Source organism: Nitrosopumilus zosterae (genome assembly GCF_025998175.1).
In the GTDB taxonomy this organism is placed as follows: domain Archaea; phylum Thermoproteota; class Nitrososphaeria; order Nitrososphaerales; family Nitrosopumilaceae; genus Nitrosopumilus; species Nitrosopumilus zosterae.
On the sequence record NZ_AP026695.1, the window covers coordinates 202,683 to 222,394 of the forward strand.

The window sequence follows — 19,712 nt, forward strand, 5'->3', positions numbered from 1 at the left end:
TAATTTAAGAAGAAATATGACATTTATATTCAAATGTTATAGAAAATTCATAAAATTTCAAAATAATGTAAAATAATCACAAGATCCGCGTATATTGTGGACAAATTGTCCATTAGGCTTAAATACAAACTTTAAAGAAAAATGCTAATAACATGAATAACGAAATAGGACGTAAAATAACTAGTCTTACATTAATGACAATTATGTTAGCCGGTGGTTTGACATTTGCTGCTCCATCTATGATGCCAGTAGCATTTGCTGCCAACGCTAACCTATTTGTTTCCGCAGAAAACTCACAGTTTGATAACTACATGTCAGGACCTCAAGTAATTGAAGTCGTGGTAATTGATTCAGACATTAATGACACAGATGAGGCAAAGGGTGAACCAGACGTTACAGTAAACGGTAAAAAACTTAGAATGGTTCAAGCCGTCGACGGTAACTGGTATGGTTACTTTGCAGACAGAAAACAAGCATCTATCGCTGACTTTACCGCTATTGGTGGTGGTACATCAGCAGCTTCAGTTCCAGCAGGCAATGGATTGGACTTTGGTACATTATGTGCTACTGGTTCAAGAACCGATGCAGCAGTTGGATTTTCAGTTGCTGAGACAGTAGGTATTGCATTACCATTCACCGGAGCTAATGGTGGTGGTTCTAACGGTACTGCAACTGGTGCAGCATTAACACTAGAATGTGGTGGTGCTAACACCGCGTCAGTAAATGGAACCATCAATGTCGTTAGAGAAGCCAAGGATCCAAACCTCACCTTAGCTGGTGATACAAATGGGCAAATTGGTCTCAACAGTACTAACGTAGATGGCTTTGATCATGTCTGGCCTTTCGTACAACTATACAATCTAAACCCAACTGGTAACGTTGTTGTTCAGTACAACAAAGGTGGTGGTGTTCAATCAACAACACTAACTTTTGATTCTGTAGATCAATTTGCCAGTGCAGTTGTAGATAGTACAGTATATACACGTGATGCACAAGTACATGCAACTATTACTGACCTTTGGTTAAACATTGACCCAACTGATGAAGATTCTTGGACATTTGGAACTGCAAGTGGAAGCTTGAGTACAAACTACCAAGTCTTCGATGAAAACGGTCTAGCAGCCGGTGCTGGCGTTGGTGGTGGAATCATAGACATTTCCGGAAATCTCACAAACATGATGATTGAGGATAACGGTGTCTTGAGAGTAAACACCAACACACAAGGTGCAGCTAACACAGTTTTAACCATACAAGACAATGATGACTCTATCATCACTTGTACCAATGCACAAGTAGCTACTACTTGTAGTGCTACAAATAATGCAGGTGGTGGTCTAGCAGCAGGTACTAACCCAGTCACAATTACAGAACAAGGACCAAACAGCGGTGTCTTTGGAACATATGATGAATCAGATAAATCCGTATTCAAAATAACCAGTAATGCCTTAAGGGGCACTTCTGCTACAATTGATTACAATGAGACACCAAAATCAATACTTGTGGGATTCGGCTTTGCAACAATTGATATACAACCAACTGATGATGAATGGACCTCTGGTGAAGAGATTCCAGTAGTCTTAGTTGATAGCGATGCAAACAAGAACAGTAGAGTAGATGAAGATTTAGATTTAAACAACATAGATGTTGGTCTTATACCATCTCTAGCAACTGGTGATCCATTCACATTAGGTGAAGGTGATTCATCACTTAGAGTATTTGTAACAAACTCAACAGTTAACTACCAAGTAGCAGCAGCCGGTACAACCACCTCATTAGGTGTTAACACAATCGCTACTGCAAACAGTACTGGTGTTTTAACTGTACAAAGTTTCTCTCAAAGAGGAATCTTGAATGTTACAGGTTCTGGTGCCGTTAATAACGCCCCACCAGGATTGGTAAAAGGCATCTTTATTGATCTAGAGACAACACAAGAAGAACTAGCACAAACCATAAGAGATAATAGATTGAGCACCTTCACAGGTTTCAATTTCTTCAATTATGATGTTAGATCTTTGGGTGCTACCTCTGGAACAGTAGGAATCTATCTCATTAACGATACAATGCCAATTCTAAACAATAATGGACTCTATAATGCAAACTCTACCAACAATGCTCTTGCATTAGTTGATAATGGAGCAAGCCAGGGATTCGTTAGTTTGAATGGTGCAGCAATGAATGCTGCTTTGTTTGACGATTCGACAGCTGATGCATCTACAAACTTAGGTTTAGCTATTGTGTTAAACAACACAGGAGTTACACTTGATGCACGCGAACCAATTGTTATGGACTTCTTCTCATTTGGTTTCACGGATGATGGTTTCCAAGCAGACGAAAGAATTGCTAACCAAATCATTAGACTTGAATTAGAAGAAACAGGTGATAATACAAGTACCTTTGAAGGTTCACTTGAATATATCATGGTTAACCAAATTAACATCAACGATGTTAACACCTATAGTGGCTTGTCTCCAATTGCCGATGATCCAAATTTCATCGTGATTGAAGACTTGACTGATGAGGATTCACCAAGAGTTAATTATCTTGACTTAGGTGGAGACGGTGTTTCAACACAAATTGCTGATCAAGAAGAAGCTCCATCTCATTCAGGAGTAGTATCATTTGACCAAAGCTCATACAAGACTGCTGACACAGTTATAGTTACACTAGAAGACTTAGATCTTAACGTAGACTCTGATCTTATTGATATCTTTACCGTGGTTTCAACTGCTAGTGATGCAAACAGAGATACTGTTGGTAGCGGAAGTGCTGCTAACGGTACAGGTACATCTGTTACATTAACTAATGGTGACGAACTCGGTAGATTACTAGATATCACATTTGATGATGAAAGATGGACAGCAGCCAATAGTTGTGGATTAGATTCTGCAATTGATGCTGGTTTAGCCGCCACTGGTTTCACACTAATTGAAACTGGCGTCGAAACTGGTATCTTTACTGGTTCCTTCCAAATCCCATCAGCATGGTGTAGATCAGGTGCAACAGCATCTGAATCTGCCACCGGTCTTGACATTGAAGTCAACTATGTTGACTTTAGAGACGCATCTGGTGAAATCATCGAAGTTGGCGACTCCGCAGGAGTTCGTGCAAATACAGGATCCGTCAGTCTAGATAGAACAGTCTATCCAGTACCATTTGGTACACCGGCTAGATATGACACCAATACATCAAGTTCCCCAGCAAGTAGATCACTGTTCCCAATCCACCAAACTGGAATGGATACAACAGCCGGTCTGCAGACAGGTGAATTCCTTGAAAAAGGTGGTCTGACTATCCACGTTAGAGTTAACGATCCAGACTTTGATATTTCCGCAAGTGGTGAAGATACCATTGCTCAAAATAAAGCCGGTACCACATTAGGACCTGTCAAGCTCTCTGTTATCAGAGGCGCTAGTACAGTAGTCTTAGGTTATGCTGGTGGTCCAACTGCAGTAGCAGGGGACATTGACGTTGGTGGAAACAACTCCACAACTGGTACACAAAACATTAGACAATTCGGTCCAATGGTTGAAATCGCACCAGACGCAGGAATATTTGAATCTGATATCTTAATTAGATATACTGATGGTCCAGCAAGCAGCACATGTCCAAATACAGATAACTATGTTCCAATTGATGGCACTGCCAACAATGGTAACAATGGTTATGTGAACAGATTTGACGCCGCCCCAAGCACAGGTGATTACTGTATCCTACAAGGAGATATTCTCCAAGTAGAGTATACTGATCCAGCTGATGCTTCAGGTGATCCAAATACTGTAACGGACTCTGCTACTTTTGACCTAAGAAACGGTGTATTACAATCTGACAAATCTGTGTATATTATCGGCTCTGACATGATCTTGACCCTCATTGAACCAGACCTTGATCTGGACAATGACCAGGCTGAGACATATGACTTGGACTTGATCGAATGGGACTCTGATGCAGCCACACTTACCATGGGTAATAAAGGTGGTTCAGCATCTAATAACGGAGCCGCATTTGACCCAGAACCACTTAGCTTTAGAGAAACAGGTGACTCTACTGGTATCTTCCAGATAGTCATCGAGATTCCTAACACTTTAGGTGGTGATAACTTAGAAAGAGGAGAAGAAATTGTTCTCGAGTATACTGACTGGGGTCCATCAGGAGCTGATTATGTTGGTAACGAAGATGAAGATGTCAACTTGACAATCTTCACTTCAAACTTTGGCGCAACCATAGAACTTGACCAAAAAGTTTACACATGGACTGATAAAGTATACATTACTATTGTCGCACCAGATCACAACTTTGATAGTAACTTAGTTGACGAAATCGGTGATACCGATTCTGATCCAATTAGAGTTGCTACCAGAGGATTTGATATTGACAATTACAAACTTGTCGAAACTGGTACTGATACCGGCATCTTCACTGGTGAAGTAATCCTTACAGGATTTACCCACGATGCAGATGGCGTTGATGGTAGTGATACTAATCCAAGAACTTCCGCTGATGGCACAGGTCCAACAGACGGATTCCTACAAACTGATGATGATGACGGACTTACAGTCTCCTTTGAATTCTCAGAGGATGAAACCGTAGTCGGTTCAGCACTTATCAGATGGAATATTGGTGAAGTTCAGTGGCTTGAAGCAAGTTATCCAGCAAGCGGAACAGGTGTTGTAAGAGTTATTGACCCAGACATGAACTTAGATCCAGAATCAGTCGACAACTTCAATGTCGATGTGTGGTCTGACTCCGATGCCGGAGGTATTGACCTTACTGTAACTGAGACTAATGAGGCAACTGGAATCTTCGAAGGTACTGTGTTCTTCACAACTACTGACGAATCTTCTGGTCACAGACTCAGAGTCGCAGAAGGTGACACTGTCACCGCAGAATATGAGGACAATACACTACCTGATCCATACACAACTGCAGATGAACTTGATATTACTGCCACTTCACTAATCGGTACTGTCGTACCACCTCTTGAGAGAGCACCAGCTGCTAACTTGAGAACAGTTGACGCATTCGGTAACAGTTTAGATACTGTTGCAGTTGATCAACAGGTGCAAATCAGTGCTGACTTAGCAAATGGTCAGGATAGAGAGCAAGCATTTGCATACTTGGTACAGATTCAGGATGGTAACGGTGTTACAGTCTCACTAGCATGGATTACAGGTTCACTATCTGCTGGTCAATCATTCAGCCCAGCATTATCATGGATTCCAACCCAAAGTGGTAGCTACACAGCAACCGCATTTGTCTGGGAATCAGTTGATAATCCTACGGCATTATCACCACCAGTTAGCACAACAATAACTGTACAGTAAGAAAACTAGTTCACATTATCCTTTTTTTCTTTTTTTTGAATCTTCTTTAACGTAAGTTGTAGACAATTTTTCCAGAAGCAATATCTAGGAGATAATTAACAATTAATTAAAATGAAATTTCAAATTCTATTTTCTATTTTGATTGTTTTACTAATTGTAAACACACCAAATTCATTTTCAGAACTGGAATTATTTACAAACAGCAAAGTATACGCTCCATCTCATACCTTACAAGTTTATGGAAAGGGATTGCCTGAAGAAAATTTGATTATACGAATATTTGCCCCTGATGAATCCATTGCAAAATTTGACCAGATAACCACTAAATCAGACGGCTCTTTTAATTATGGTTTGATGACTTGGCCCCAGCCATCCACAAATCTTCCTTTTGGGACATATACTGTGGAAGTAATCAGTACTCAGCAAAACGGTATCTCACAAAAGATTGATGTAAAATTTTCAGCCACAACAGATCTCGTTGATGTACCAGTAGAAAGAATTGTAAATACACTGGTCTTTGCCCCTGAAACTGCGGCAATAAATAACCCAATTCGAGTATTTGTACAAACTACCAGTGATGGTTTGTTAATTGGAAATGAACCTGCGGAATTATTGGGAACAACACATGTTCATCTGCCTTCTGGAATTTCCATCCCTCTATCAAATTCATTTAAGACTCTTCATCAGGGATTGTACTATGTTGACTATATTCCTAGAGAAGAAGGGACACATGTGTTTCATGTGGTTGCTTTTACTCAAGGAACCACATCTCATGGTTCTGCTGCAACCAATGTTCTAAGTCAAGATCTTGGTGGAATTTCAGAGCAAATAATCAAACTAAATTCAATTTTGGATGAGACATCAGAAGAGCTTGACGTTCTTAAATCTGAAATAGCAGGATTTGATACAACATTAAAACGCGCAAGTATTCAAATTGATGAAAACATTGGAACAATTTCAACATCTGTAAAATATATCACTGAGGCTTCCTCCCAACTCAACGCACTAATGTTGCCAATTATTGCATCAATTGGATTAATTGTTGCACTGCAAGTAGCAATTCTTACCCGACGAAGATAGTTATAATAATGCAAGAAAAACAATTTAACTGGATGCCCAAAGCGGCCATTTTCTTTTCAATGATTTTGCTTTCATCCATATTGTCAAACTCGTATGCGACAACTGGAGATTTAATTTTAGATGATCATTCGGTTACACCTATTTTTGATTCTGAAATATTTGATATGGATTATACTTTTTTTAAAGAAAATGATTTTAAGAGATATCTGATTTTTGGCACAGACACACAAGATATTGATTTTTTAAAAAACAATTCATTGTATGGGATCCAATCTGATACTGGTTTTTTCTATGTCTCTGTTCTTTCTGAAAAATCTGTGTCTAATCTTGTAGCACAAGGTTACCATGTCATTGAGGATTACAAATTGGATTTTCATTCATCTGATGAGATAATTTCAGATTCTTCAAGAATTGGCAAGATAACAGGATCAAGTGATGCTAAAAAAAAATATGGCGCCTCAGGTAACGGAACAATAATAGCAATTGTAGACACTGGGGTTGATTTTTCAAATCCTGACATCCAGCATTCACTTGCACGAGACAAAATCAATCACCCAATCATGCTTGATCCTGACGGACAGGGAATTGTTCTGACAAATGCTACTTTCTTTGCCTATATTGATGAGAATGAAATTATCAGAAATTACAGCAAACCCCTTCCGTCAGATATGACTTCATCTGTATATGTCAATAAAGACGGCGTTTTCCTTGATGTGTCTCAAGGAGGTAAGGGAAGTAAGATTCCAATTTACAATTCGTTTTTTCCACAGCTTGGCACCTCGCCAATTTTTGAAGGAATATTAGACAAAGATATGAAGATTGGAAAAGACAATAGAAATTACATAAAATCAAAAAGTGGAATATATCATCTTGGTGTAATCTATCAGGGAGCAACACAAGGACCACAAGCTAGAATACAAGTTGTACCGGTTCTTGTAGTTGATTCGTTTATCCCTGGAATTTATGATACTATAATTTCAGATATGAGCACCTCTTGGAAAGACTACACTAGATTTGATCTAAAGCAAGGCCAGACACCAAATTATGATTTTGATTTTACTGATGAAAAACCTATTGTGTTGGGCAGTGGTAAAGAGTTTCTAGTATTTGATTCAAACAATGATGGAAAAAATGATTACAGTGCAGGAACATTTGGTGCACAAGTTCTTGATGTTTATGGTGTGATTAGAAACAATGTAACTGACATTGATGATTCATTACAAGCAATAAATGGAACGATACTGCCAGCATTGGACTCGGATGGAAACTTTTTTGGTCTAATGAGCGATTTTATGGGTCATGGAACATCAAGTGCAGCTTCCATTACCTCAAGAGGTCACGAAGTATATGACATTTACAACAATACAGAAAAACATTCCATTATTGGTGTTGCACCTGATGCAAAGATTGTACCTGTAAAGGCACTCTGGTTTGGTGATACAGTTTATGGTTGGTTGTGGTCTGCAGGATTTGAAAACAAAGATCACAATTGGAAATTCTCAGGTGAGCCCAAAGTTGATATTATTTCTAACAGCTGGGGAGTTTCAACATTCCCTTCTTTTAATGCATCTCCTGGAATGGATGTGCTGTCATTGATTCTAAGTGCACTTGTGACTCCGCATTCCTTAGATGATGATTATCCCGGAATAACAATAATTTCAAGCGCAGGAAATTCCGGACATGGATACGGGACAATTGGATTGCCAAATGCATCACCATTTGGAATTTCAGTAGGCGCTACAACTAACAATGTCTTTGTAGGGTATGGTCCGTTCAAAGACCAGCCCCGATTTGGCAATTCTACTATTTATCATGATGACGTTGTAGATTTCTCAAGCAGAGGCCCAGGCTCCATTGGTGATCCAAAACCTGACATTATGAGCATTGGTGCACACGGTTTTACACCATCAAATGTTTTGAAAATTAAAAAAGACTCCAAGGAAGAATCTTTCTCATTATTTGGAGGTACCAGCATGGCAGCTCCATTGGTTTCTGGAAGCGCTGCAATATTGATGGAGGAAATGAGAAAACAATCTCAAGATTATGATCCATTTCTAATTAAAAACATCCTAATGTCAACTGCAACAGATCTTCAAAACGATCCATTCACTCAAGGTTCAGGCCTGATAAATGTTGAAACTGCGTTGAATTATGTTCATGGTGATGACGGAGTTTTCATAGTGTATAATGATAAATCATATGATAATATCAAAAAAATTCTTGAACCTGCAATTGAAAATATCAATTCAACTAAGATAGGATTTGACCAGTTTCAACTTTCTTCGTCATCTCTTCCTATGACTAGCTGGTTTGGCGGACAATTGAATCCCGGAGATAGAAGTACTGCCACTTTTACAATTAATAATCCAACTGATGAAGAACTTTTAATTAATGTAAAATCTCAAACGCTATCTCTGATTACAAAAAATCAATATGACGGAAAAACTGTTGTACGACAACACGATTCTATCTTAAATAAAACTGATGCATTCATTCCAAACTATGTCAAACTATCTGATGTAACCAATCATGAAAAGATTGGCGATTTCTTTGATGATCAAAATCCAATTCCAGACGAATCTGTATTAATGATAGTTAATGTGAATTTTCCATTTGCAGATTTTATGAACGGTACGTCTGACGTATACGCTGATGATCTGAAAATCTCTTCATTGTACCTTTATGATTGGCTTGATAACAATAATGACACAAAAATTACCAGCAATGAATTATCTATGATAAATAGAGCTGGTTCATGGGGAACGGTTCAAGAGTTAAGAGTTTCAGAACCTGATAAAAAGTTTGACGGAATACCATTAGTTGGAGTTTATCCAGTTCCAACAAGACATTCTTATTGGCTAGGTGATACAAAACAAAATTCAACTTCGATGGATTATACAATCTCTGCAAGTTATTATCAAAAAGAAAAATGGTCCATGCTCTGGCCTGAATCTGAAACAATTACTGTTCCTGCAAAAGACACTGGTACCATTAATGTCACACTAATTACTCCAAATGATTTGCAGACAGGAGTCTATCAAGGATTCCTAACTTTTGAAAGTGACAGACACACAGTTAATGCTCCAGTGTCTTTTGTAATTAAACAGCCAATAACTGAAAATGATACAACAATACTGATTCAAGGAAAACAAAGTGACGATGTTATTTATGGAAACGGATACACAAAGGGTGCATTTGACATGGTTAATAGATACATGACAGGAGACTGGAGACAATATTATTTTGATATCCAAAACGAATCAATTAATTCTGGAGCAATTGAGCTTTCATGGACCAGTGATGACACAAATCTTGCAGTATTTGTGATGGATCCGCAAGGAAAAATAATTCAAACCAATGTACCTTCTGGTGTGTTTGGCCATTTTCTTAAATGGCCTTCACTTGATTGGCTTGGCAATTCTATATTCAGTCAGGGAGGTGGTTTTTTTCCAGTAAAAAACAAAGACGAGACTTCAACGGTTCTTTTCATCCCAATTAATCAAACGGGTACCTACACACTTTTGACACATTCAACCTTGTTTGGTGGAAATTCTACAACTGAACCAATCACGCTTGCAGCTAAATTTACAAACATTTCCTCTAATATGACATCTCAAAATCAACAAATTGAATCTGAATTAGTCTCTGAAAAAGAAGCTACTTCGCCCTCTCAAATCCCTGAAACTATCATTGTTGAAAAGTATACCCTGCCTTTGGAATCTGATTCATCTTTTGGTACAGGAATTGCAATTGGCGTTGGCATTGGCATTGCGATCGGAATACTGTCTATTTTTATCATTAGACAAAAACCTCCCAAATAATTGAACAAGGTTTATAAGCAATTTGGCGAGTACGTCAGCTTGAATGTCAGAACTGGGGACAAAAAAGTCTGACGGATTATCCCGAAGAGACTTTCTAAAGTTGATGGGTGCCGCAGGAACTGGACTAGCATTTGCTCCGTTTGTTCCATTTGGCAATTTCATGCCAAATCCAAATCAGGCATCACTTGAAAAAGTCCCCGTAATTTTACCTGATGGCACTCAGGCAAATATCAATACGTATCCAATTAATCACGCCGAAGTAATCACATATCCATCAACTGGTGATGCGGCACTTGATGCTGAAGCATTTCGTAAATGGCAATTCATCAGACTTCCTGAAGAGTTAGGTGGAAGAAAAAAAGACACATCGTCTCTTAGAGCATACAGTATGATATGCTTGCATCTTTGGTGCTTGTGGAAATATTGGCCAGATGAGGGAAGAAAGAGAGGCGAATGTCCCTGCCATGGCAGTATGTATGATCCAGTTACTGGAACAGCTTTTGTTGGTCCGGCATCAGTGCAAGCTGCACCATCAAACACATTAGCTCAATTGACTCTTGAGATAGATTCTGATGGATTTGTATTTATTTTACCACCAAAGTTTAACGCAAATGATAATGGAGTAATTGGATATGGCCGCTTCGCTTGAGAGAAGAACCGGAGCTGTTGGCTTTTTTTACTGGCTTTGGGATGGTGTAGATAGAACTATCTTTACTGCAATCAAGTTTTCATTTCCTGCAAGATTTGTAAGTCCTTTTGGATTTTTGGGAATGCTAACGTTTACTGTGTTTATCATACTTGGAGTTTCAGGAGCTCTTCTCATGTTTTACTATCAACCAATGTTGGATAGGGCGTGGGATAGTGTCCAATTCATTAACGACGAAGTTCCATTTGGTTTTCACATAAGAAATATTCACTATCATGGTTCCAACGCAATGGTTCTCTTGGCTGTACTTCACATGTATTACCAATACTTTAGTGGAAGATACAAAATCAGAAATGAAGTTCTGTGGATGACGGGAGTCATTCTTGGAGTTGTAACAATTCTTGAAGCATTTACTGGATATGATGTTATTTTCAGTGAAAGAGCAGAACTTGCAATTAGCATTGCAGCATCTCTGACAACTTCGATTCCTGTTGCAGGTCCGACAATCCGTGACGCTGCGTTAGGCAGTGGATTCTCAGACTTTGTATTAAGATTCTATGCTCAACACGTATTCTTGTTACCTATTGTGATGCTTGGACTGATGGCTGTCCACTTTCCAAGATTTTTGGTCTTTGATGTGCCTATGGTGATGGCAATAGGTGGCGCGATTCTCATCACTGGAGGCGTATTCCCGATTGATATGGGATTCAAGTTTGAACCAACAGTGCCGCCAGGTGTAACTGTTCCTGAATGGTATCTGACAGGAATTTATGCATTCATGAGAACACAGTATGACAAATTTGTTACGGGATTGTTATGGCCTTTACTATTCATCATATCGTTGGTATTGATACCCTTCATAGACAGATACAAGAAATTCTCGTGGAGAGACAGACCGCTCATCACTGCATTTGGCATTACTAGCCTTGCCCAAATTATGGTTACAACATATTGGGGATTCTACATTTCTCCGGATGTATCAGTTCCGCTAGTAGAGCGTTTGGTCATTGATCCGATATTCTTCTATTCGACAATGATCTTGATGGTGCCACTTGGATTTGGATTCACATACATGATGATAAAACTTGCAAATGAAGCTGAAAGAAAATCAAAACTTGCAAAAAGTACAGGACCAAAAAAAGTGGCCACAATCAATCTTTCTGAAAAATGGATTAACTGGCTACTTGTTGCGCTTTTGGCATTCCAAGTGTTCCTAAACATTGCAGCATACAATGCCGCATTAATTGGAATGAAGAACATTTCATTATTCTTTGTTGGAATTATTCTGTTGGTGTTTGCAGCATTCTTCCATATCTACAGATATGCACTAAGTCAAGAAAAGAGTGCACCGCCACCCCCACCTACTCTAGTACAGGATGAAAAACCAAAACTGGCAGAACCAGTATCTGTAGAACAAAGTAAACTACCAAAAGGTGATTCTTTACCTGAAGGAAAGCCAGAACCAAAAGAATTAGCACCTGAGGTTCCAACACCAAAGACTCAGGCAGATTTGGGAGTTGGTGCAGATAACAATCTGAATGTTGGTTCTGGAGATCTTAACAAACCATGATCTCGAAGATTCTAAAGAAACTTTATAAGAACTTTGGAGGCGTAAAAAAATTATGAGTGGTCCGTCAAGTCATGCATATGGAATTGGAGTAATTGCATTAATTATCGGCATGTCTGCATCTGTAGTCTTTTACACTTCATTTTATCTTCCAGAATCATTGGCAAAGCCATCAGTTGATGAACACATCTTACATCCTGAAAAAGGATTGCTGATTGAAATAGTTCCAGGTGCAGTAATTGAGGGTAATGAAAACTATGTTCCAAACAAGGCAGAAGTATTATTGACTGTCGATAATCTTGTAACTTGGCAAAATAATGACGACACTGCACATACGGTTACTCCTGATCACAGACATTCTGATAGTTATAGTGGAGACTTTGGCTCATCAGGTGTTCTCAAACCAGGCGACACATATGAATTTCTGTTCACTGAGCCTCAAGAGGTTCATTATCACTGTCAACCACATCCATGGATGACTGGTTCCCTTACTGTAGAAATAAGTAGATTCTAGATAGAATACTTTGCAAAAATTATTTGGCTCTCAATTTCTTTGTGCTGCTCAATAATTGATGCTCTGAATTTTACTTCATGCTCTTGTTTTGGCTCGAATTTAATCAATGCAGTAAACTCTGCTTTGTTTTCAGGCATAACGTCTTTGTTGATAAATAACCTTGAAACGTTTTGTGAAATGTTTTTTCCATTGTATGATTTGTAAACAATATGTTCATTTGAATCCAAAATCTGCGTATTGATTACAACTCCGTCATATCTTCCAGGATATGAAACTAAAACTGTCCCTTTGATTTCTGAATCTGGATGAATCTCAGTTAAATTAATCTTGAATTCTATGTCTTTCACAAAACATCCCACGTAAATAATAATAAATAATTTTGTAAACGGGCCCAAAGGGCTTCGATCCCTTGGCGTCTGGATTAGAAGTCCAGCACTCTATCCATGCTGAGTTATGAGCCCAAAAACCTGACAATTAATACCATTTTAAGGGTTTACAGCCACTTCTTCTGGTAATTTTCTCTTTCCATTTTAAAGAGAAATTGCTGTGAATAACCTGCAAAAGGTCCAAAGTGATTAACAATCTTTTCATGTAAAGTATCGTATTGTTTTTCAGTTACAGTTTTTGTGTCTAGCTGAAATTTATCGAAATAGTATTTTTCTAAAATTCTAATCATCCACCTATCTAATGGAAATGCTTCTAATTTTTCTAATGAAAACAGCATTACACAATCTGCAACTTTGTTTCCAACTCCTGGGATCGTACAAATACTTTGTTTGCATTCTTCATATTTGCATTTTTTTAATAATTCCAAATCAATTTTCTCTAAAAGGATCATCCTTGCTGCCTCTTTGATGAATTTATCTCTGTACCCAACACCACAACTTTTAATTTCATTTATTGATGCTTTGGCAAGTTTCTCCGGTTTGGGAAATAAAAAAAACTCTTGATTTTCATATTCTACTTTTGTCCCAAATTTTTTTGATAAATTTTCTAAACTAGTTTTGATTTTTTGTATGTTGGAGTTTGATGATACAATAAATGATATTAAACATTGAAATGGATCTTGTCTGAGAATTCTTAAACCTGGATATTTTTTTACAGCATTTTTGACCGTCTTATCTTTTGAAATTGATTTTATGATGCTCTCTGTATTGTCTTTTTTTCTAAAGAAATCTGTTCTTGAATTATGAAAAGAATCAATTATTCCTTTTTCATCCACACGAAGAACATCTTGGCCGTTTACTCCATACCAATAATTTTCATTTTTTTTCCAAAGAAATACTTGACCGCTATTAATTGAATTTTCTACATTTATTGTGCTGTATTTTTGCATGTTATACAGTAATTTCTTCATTAACTGCAGGTGAAAATGCCTCTAACCCGAATTTCTCATGAATTTCTTGTGCAAAAATATCACATGATTCAGAATCGCCATGAACGGTCAACACTTTGGGATTGCCCTTTATTTTTTTGATCATATCAAACAGCTCTTTTCTATCTGCATGTCCTGAAAATTCAAACTGCCTTACCTCTGCCTCGACATTTAGATCTTTTCCTCTGGTTGAAACCTTTCCTGTTTCTAGTAATTTTCTTCCTGGCGTGCCCTCTCCCTGGTATGACACAAGAGCTATCCCATTTTTGCTGTCAAAAGACAGTTGCTGCAAATAGTATACTGCATTTCCGCCAACTAGCATCCCTGCTGGTGATATCACAACACATGGTTCTTCCATTGCACGTTTTCTATCTGCATGTTCAGTAATTGCAGTTGCACTCTTTATTGCATCAGAAAATATTTTTGGATCTCTGAGATATTCTGGATATCTAAACATTATTTCATTTACCTTCAATGCCATTCCATCCATTATGATTTTATGTTTGAAATTCGAACTTCGTAAAACGCATGCAATCTCTTGTGAACGCTCAACTGAGAATGATGGGATGAATAATATTCCTTTTCTATCCATTACCTCGTTTGCAAATTCTATTAGTTCGGATTCTGATTCTTTTCTTGGCTTTTGTTCTGTTTTTGCATACGTACTCTCAGTAATCAACATGTCAATTTCCCCAATGTCTAAATCCATCTCTCGAAGCATTCTTGAACCATGAGTCTTGATATCTCCTGTGTAGAAGAGTCGTCTTTTCTCTGATTCTACTAAAACCGTACTTCCACCAATCACATGACCTGATTCTCTTAACTCAAAAGTTGCATTACCTTTGGTAATTTTCTGCTTGAATCCAATCTCTTTTGCATTTTTCATCATGTTGTTTACTTCGGGCAGGTCAAATGGATGTGAATTTTTTTCAATTTTTAGCATATCCTCAATTAATAACTTTGATAAATCAAATGTTGGTGGTGTGGCATAGACATCGGTATTCCCACTGACAAACAGTGATGGGACATTTCCTGAATGATCTAAATGAGCATGAGAGATAATTATTGCATCCAAATCTTTTGGTTTGACATGAAGCGGATATTGCGGAGGCGTCCCCCTTCTGCCAAACAATACCCCATAATCTAGCAAGAGATTTGTTCCATTACAATTTACCAAAAATCCCGATCTGCCAACTTCGTTTGCGGCTCCTAAAACTTTAACATTCAAGAATTATGATGCTTTTTTATCGACGTTAAAACCTTCTTAGAGTGCATCCGATCATTATGCTTGTAATGGAATCTACACAAGCTTTAATTAGTGTAAGCTAAGATCCGATCCTCATGGGAAGAAGCTTCCAAGAATGGTTAGGACAACAAGATCAAGCCGTCGTCGCTAAAACACGTGCTGGTGACGAAGCAAACAAACCACTCCTAAACCAAATTAACTGGATTTGGGTAAACAATCTGATGAATCAGAAAGCAGACCTTAATCCTTCTTCAGCTGAACTACTTGACTGGGTAACTTCTGGTCAAATAGATGCAATGAGAAAATAAACGTGCAAAACACGTTATCTTTTTGTTTTTTAAATTTTTCAATCTAAATTCTACGCACATGTTTTGATTCGATCTTTTTCATAACAGAGTTATGATTTTCGATCATGGTTTAAATAGTGACCAAGCGGTATTAATTTTGTAATGCCAATAGCAATACTTCCAGACATTGATGAACAAAGATGTATCGGATGTGCACTATGTGTAGAAATCTGTACAACTCTTGGTCCTGATGTCCTTAGAGTAAAACCTGTTGAAGGCTGGAAGAGAGGTAAAGCATTTGTATTTTATCCAGAAAGATGTATTTCTGATGGTGCATGCATCGGTGTGTGCCCAACAAAATCAATCTTTTGGATGAGACCAATGAATTACACTGCTGGACAACCAGTACCTCTTCACAAAAACGGTATCTTCATCAAAGGTTGGGCAGAAGACGCAGCACTATAAGCTGAATCTTTTAGCACATTCTTTTTTCTTATTTTTAATCAAACAATTGATTTTCTTTTGATCTCTTTTGGAAGAGTTTTTACAAAATGTTTTAGAAACCCATCGTTCTTGTCATAATGTATTTCTAAAAACTTGTTGTTTGAAAAAAAATCATTCCATGTTTTTTCAAATGCGGGGAATTCTTTTGGTTCAAAATTAATTCTAACCGTTTCATGATGTGCTGCAGGAAATATGTCTGAAATTTCTATTGGGATTAACCCCAAAATAGGATTGTATTGGCATATCTGCATAGACTCAAAGTCTTTGAACTTTCTTTTCAGTCCAACATATTGATTGGACAAATAACCTGGTTTTGTACTGGATTCTTTTGTGATCAGTAATTTCTTTTTCTTTGATTTGAATTTCCTAACCATATTGTGATATGACTGAACTTCTGGACGATATTGGTCTTCTTTAGAGTATAGGAAAATAGCTTTTTCTTTGAATTTTGGTGTACTCAAACCAAGAAACTTATAATTTTCAGTCATTACCTCGATCATTTCAAATAATTTGGGATGGGCTCTTGCTTTTTTTATAACATATTCCCATAATCTTCCCTCATGAATTGCTTGTTTTACTTTGTCAACTTCGAGTTTAATGGCATATAGGTTGTGAATTGCCAATTCATTTATCCTGTCAACTTCATCCAGATTTCTTAATTCTTCAGGTGAGTATTTTGAGCATATTTCACAATTGCACGGAAATACCGTGATATCTGACAAGTACCTAGTTCCATCATCTGTGATGTATCTTGATTGTTTAGCATAAAGCATGTATGATGCAGAATCAAATGTGTCACATCCCAAAGCTATGGCAAATGGTATTGTTAGTGGATGTCCTGCGCCAAAAAGATGTAAGGGGATTGAGTGTGGCATCTGTTTTTTTGCAGCAACTATCATTTGTGCTAATAATCTATATTCATAAGATTCCATAAACTCAACTGGACTTCCCAAAGCTAACATTTGAAAACCGATTTTGACCAGACTCTTTGTGGATTTTGCAACAAGATCAAAATGTTCGCCACCTTGGATGGGTCCGATCCAAATTTGACCATTATCTTCACTGTTCTCAAGTGTTTGTTTTGAAACTTGAAGAGTGTGCTTGACATATGCTTCTGCTTTTTTTATTGGCATTCCAAATCCAGTTGGCTTGTCAAGTGGAATTGCAAAATCCGTTAAGATTCCTTTTTCAAAATTTGCCATTTCTGGCGGTGACACTTTGACATCGCCGTATTCTAAAACCTGATATCCTCCAGAGTCTGTCATAATCGCACCGTCAAAATCTATAACTTTGTGAATTCCTTTTTTTATTGCATCATCACCATAATTATTTCTAGTAATGTATGCATTTGTAATGACTAAATCAAAACCGATGTCTCTGATCTTTTTTGACGGGATTGTTTGTTTTACTGGGTGAATAACTGGAACATATGCTGGAGTCTCAATTTTGCCATGATTTGTATAAAGAGTTCCGATTCTTCCAGCCAAATCCGTTTTAGATATCTCAAACAAGTAATTTCACAATCTATAAGGCGTTATTTAATCAATCAACAAAAAATTTTTGCAAATCATTATTTTTTGTAACTAGATCAAGCCAATCTACTTTTTCATCTCCTTCATTACCTGAAATCATAACCATCACTTTCTCTATTGCTTCTTGGATGGTTTTACCAGTAATGTCTATCTGAATTGTTTTTTCTTCAAATTTACTAATTGCATCATGCGAAATAATTCCTAGTATTTCACTTCCTGTATTTTCTCTGATTTTCTCATCAGGATATCTTCTCTCTTTGTAGACCTTGATCAAGTCATAGGGACTCCTTCTTAAAATAATCATTTTCTTTACTTGATTTTTTTCTAACACATATGGTGCCAAATGTCCTATAATCAGATTGTTTTCAGAAATTTTTTCAGCGATAATTTTTTCTAGTATTTCAGTATCTACATCATTTGTATCTTGATTTTCTTCAAACAATCCTGCATCTTTTGCAATTTTGTTAATATCAAATATGACCAACCCTAATCTCTGAGCAATTTTTTCAGCAATGGTGTGTTTTCCAACACCTGGATTTCCAGTAATCACTAATGACATAATATAAAATCTAACGAACTAGATTAAACGATTTCTGCAATACTAATAAGTAGAATTGAGTTTTTGACAATATTGCAAATTGGTTTACTAGGTAAGGCAAATGTGGGAAAGTCAACATTTTTCTCAGCTGCAACTGAAACCTCAGTACCATCAGGCAATTTTCCTTTTACAACAATTGAGCCAAATGTTGGTGTGGCATATGTCAAGGCAGACTGTGCGTGCAAACATTTTGAAATTAAGCATGAAAATGAATTTTGTGTTAATGGAATTCGTTTCATTCCAGTAAAACTCATTGATGTAGCTGGACTAGTCCCAGGAGCACATGAAGGAAAAGGATTGGGAAATCAGTTTCTTGATGATGCAAGGCAAGCTGAAGTTTTGATTCATGTAGTTGACATTGCAGGAACTACTGACATTCAAGGACAACCAGTTCCCGCTGGAACTCATGATCCTTTGGAAGATATAGCATTTGTTCAAGATGAGTTTGATCAATGGTTTGCAGATATTCTAAAACGGGAATGGGATAAGATTACGCGCGAAATAGATCAAAAACGAGCAAAACTTGTTGATGGAATCGCGAAACGATTTAGTGGTTTAGGAGTCAAAGATTTTCAGGTCCAAGAAGTATTGCAAAAACTTGGATTTATGGCCAAAAATCCAAAAGAATGGAACGACTCTGATATCCAAAACTTTGCTAAAGAACTAAGAAAAAATACAAAGCCACTGATAATTGCTGCAAATAAAGCTGATCTGTGTAAGGATCTTGGAGTTCTTGAAAAAATCTCTGATTGTGTGGTTCCCTGTAGTGCAGAAACCGAATTATTATTGAGGAAAGCATCAAAAGCTGGAATTGTAAATTATTCTTCAGGTGATGCAAATTTTACAATTGTACATGGAAAAGAAATTCCACCACCACAACAAAAAGCGCTTGATCTAGTAAAATCTGTCTTTTCTAAAATACCTTCAACAGGAATTCAAAAAATTCTGAACACTGCCGTTTTTGATTTATTAAAATTCATAGTAGTTTATCCTGTTGAAGATGAAACCAAACTAACTAACAAAGATGGCGTGATTCTACCTGATGCAAAGTTGCTCCCGCTTGATTCTACTGCAAAAGATTTAGCAAGTTTAATTCATGCCGATATTGCAAAGGGATTCTTGCATGCCATTGATTGTAAAACCAAGCAAAGAATTAGCGGTGATCAGAAACTAAAAAATGGCGATGTGATCAAAATCGTTTCTACATTAAGTCGTGGATAA

14 protein-coding genes and 1 tRNA gene are annotated in these 19,712 nt (G+C 37.4%); 9 read left to right on the top strand and 6 right to left on the bottom strand.

What is annotated here, in order from left to right:
• The first annotated feature begins 152 nt into the window (after positions 1-152).
• The 6 genes from OO712_RS01205 to OO712_RS01230 all read left to right on the top strand — a co-directional run bounded on the left by OO712_RS01205 (position 153) and on the right by OO712_RS01230 (position 12,949).
• The gene (locus tag OO712_RS01205; protein ID WP_264953752.1) at positions 153-5,321 is read left to right on the top strand and encodes a beta strand repeat-containing protein; all 5,169 of its coding nucleotides are present in this window, start codon (positions 153-155) and stop codon (positions 5,319-5,321) included.
• Between the two features lie 111 nt (positions 5,322-5,432).
• On the top strand, positions 5,433-6,401 hold the full coding sequence (locus tag OO712_RS01210) for an envelope protein (protein WP_109877375.1): 969 nt from the start codon (positions 5,433-5,435) through the stop codon (positions 6,399-6,401).
• Between the two features lie 32 nt (positions 6,402-6,433).
• Complete coding sequence (locus tag OO712_RS01215; RefSeq protein ID WP_109877374.1) at positions 6,434-10,222, top strand: S8 family serine peptidase; 3,789 nt, start codon at positions 6,434-6,436, stop codon at positions 10,220-10,222.
• Positions 10,223-10,265: 43 nt separating this feature from the next.
• Complete coding sequence (locus OO712_RS01220) at positions 10,266-10,871, top strand: Rieske (2Fe-2S) protein (RefSeq protein WP_109877373.1); 606 nt, start codon at positions 10,266-10,268, stop codon at positions 10,869-10,871.
• The gene (locus OO712_RS01225; protein WP_109877372.1) at positions 10,855-12,438 is read left to right on the top strand and encodes a cytochrome b N-terminal domain-containing protein; all 1,584 of its coding nucleotides are present in this window, start codon (positions 10,855-10,857) and stop codon (positions 12,436-12,438) included. Before OO712_RS01220 ends, OO712_RS01225 begins: the two co-directional genes overlap by 17 nt.
• A gap of 52 nt (positions 12,439-12,490) precedes the next feature.
• A complete protein-coding gene (locus tag OO712_RS01230; protein WP_109877371.1) occupies positions 12,491-12,949 on the top strand; it encodes a cupredoxin domain-containing protein in 459 nt (152 codons plus the stop codon).
• On the opposite strand, the gene OO712_RS01235 is transcribed toward OO712_RS01230, so the two are convergent.
• From OO712_RS01235 to OO712_RS01250, 4 genes are all read right to left on the bottom strand, one after another.
• Complete coding sequence (locus tag OO712_RS01235; protein WP_109877370.1) at positions 12,946-13,296, bottom strand: hypothetical protein; 351 nt, start codon at positions 13,294-13,296, stop codon at positions 12,946-12,948. The genes OO712_RS01230 and OO712_RS01235 overlap by 4 nt on opposite strands.
• Positions 13,297-13,335: 39 nt before the next feature.
• Positions 13,336-13,410: transfer RNA gene (locus tag OO712_RS01240), tRNA-Arg, on the bottom strand.
• Positions 13,411-13,442: 32 nt separating this feature from the next.
• Entirely contained in the window at positions 13,443-14,306 is an 864-nt protein-coding gene (locus OO712_RS01245) for a DNA-3-methyladenine glycosylase family protein (RefSeq protein ID WP_109877369.1), read from the bottom strand.
• Positions 14,287-15,552: an MBL fold metallo-hydrolase gene (locus OO712_RS01250; protein WP_109877368.1), complete on the bottom strand. Its 1,266-nt coding sequence runs from the start codon at positions 15,550-15,552 to the stop codon at positions 14,287-14,289. Before OO712_RS01250 ends, OO712_RS01245 begins: the two co-directional genes overlap by 20 nt.
• Positions 15,553-15,665: 113 nt before the next feature.
• Between OO712_RS01250 and OO712_RS01255 the strand changes: the two genes are divergently transcribed.
• Together OO712_RS01255 and OO712_RS01260 are read left to right on the top strand one after the other, a co-directional pair.
• Positions 15,666-15,878, top strand: coding sequence for a hypothetical protein (locus OO712_RS01255; protein ID WP_012215921.1), 213 nt, complete (start codon positions 15,666-15,668; stop codon positions 15,876-15,878).
• A gap of 141 nt (positions 15,879-16,019) precedes the next feature.
• Positions 16,020-16,322, top strand: a complete 303-nt coding sequence (locus OO712_RS01260; RefSeq protein ID WP_007403030.1) for an ATP-binding protein — start codon at positions 16,020-16,022, stop codon at positions 16,320-16,322.
• A 38-nt stretch (positions 16,323-16,360) separates the two neighbouring features.
• Here OO712_RS01260 and tgtA read toward each other — a convergent pair whose 3' ends face one another.
• A complete protein-coding gene (gene tgtA / locus OO712_RS01265; protein WP_109877367.1) occupies positions 16,361-17,872 on the bottom strand; it encodes a tRNA guanosine(15) transglycosylase TgtA in 1,512 nt (503 codons plus the stop codon).
• A gap of 31 nt (positions 17,873-17,903) precedes the next feature.
• Positions 17,904-18,452, bottom strand: a complete 549-nt coding sequence (locus OO712_RS01270; protein WP_109877366.1) for an adenylate kinase family protein — start codon at positions 18,450-18,452, stop codon at positions 17,904-17,906.
• Positions 18,453-18,524: 72 nt separating this feature from the next.
• Between OO712_RS01270 and OO712_RS01275 the strand changes: the two genes are divergently transcribed.
• The gene (locus OO712_RS01275; RefSeq protein ID WP_109877365.1) at positions 18,525-19,712 is read left to right on the top strand and encodes a redox-regulated ATPase YchF; all 1,188 of its coding nucleotides are present in this window, start codon (positions 18,525-18,527) and stop codon (positions 19,710-19,712) included.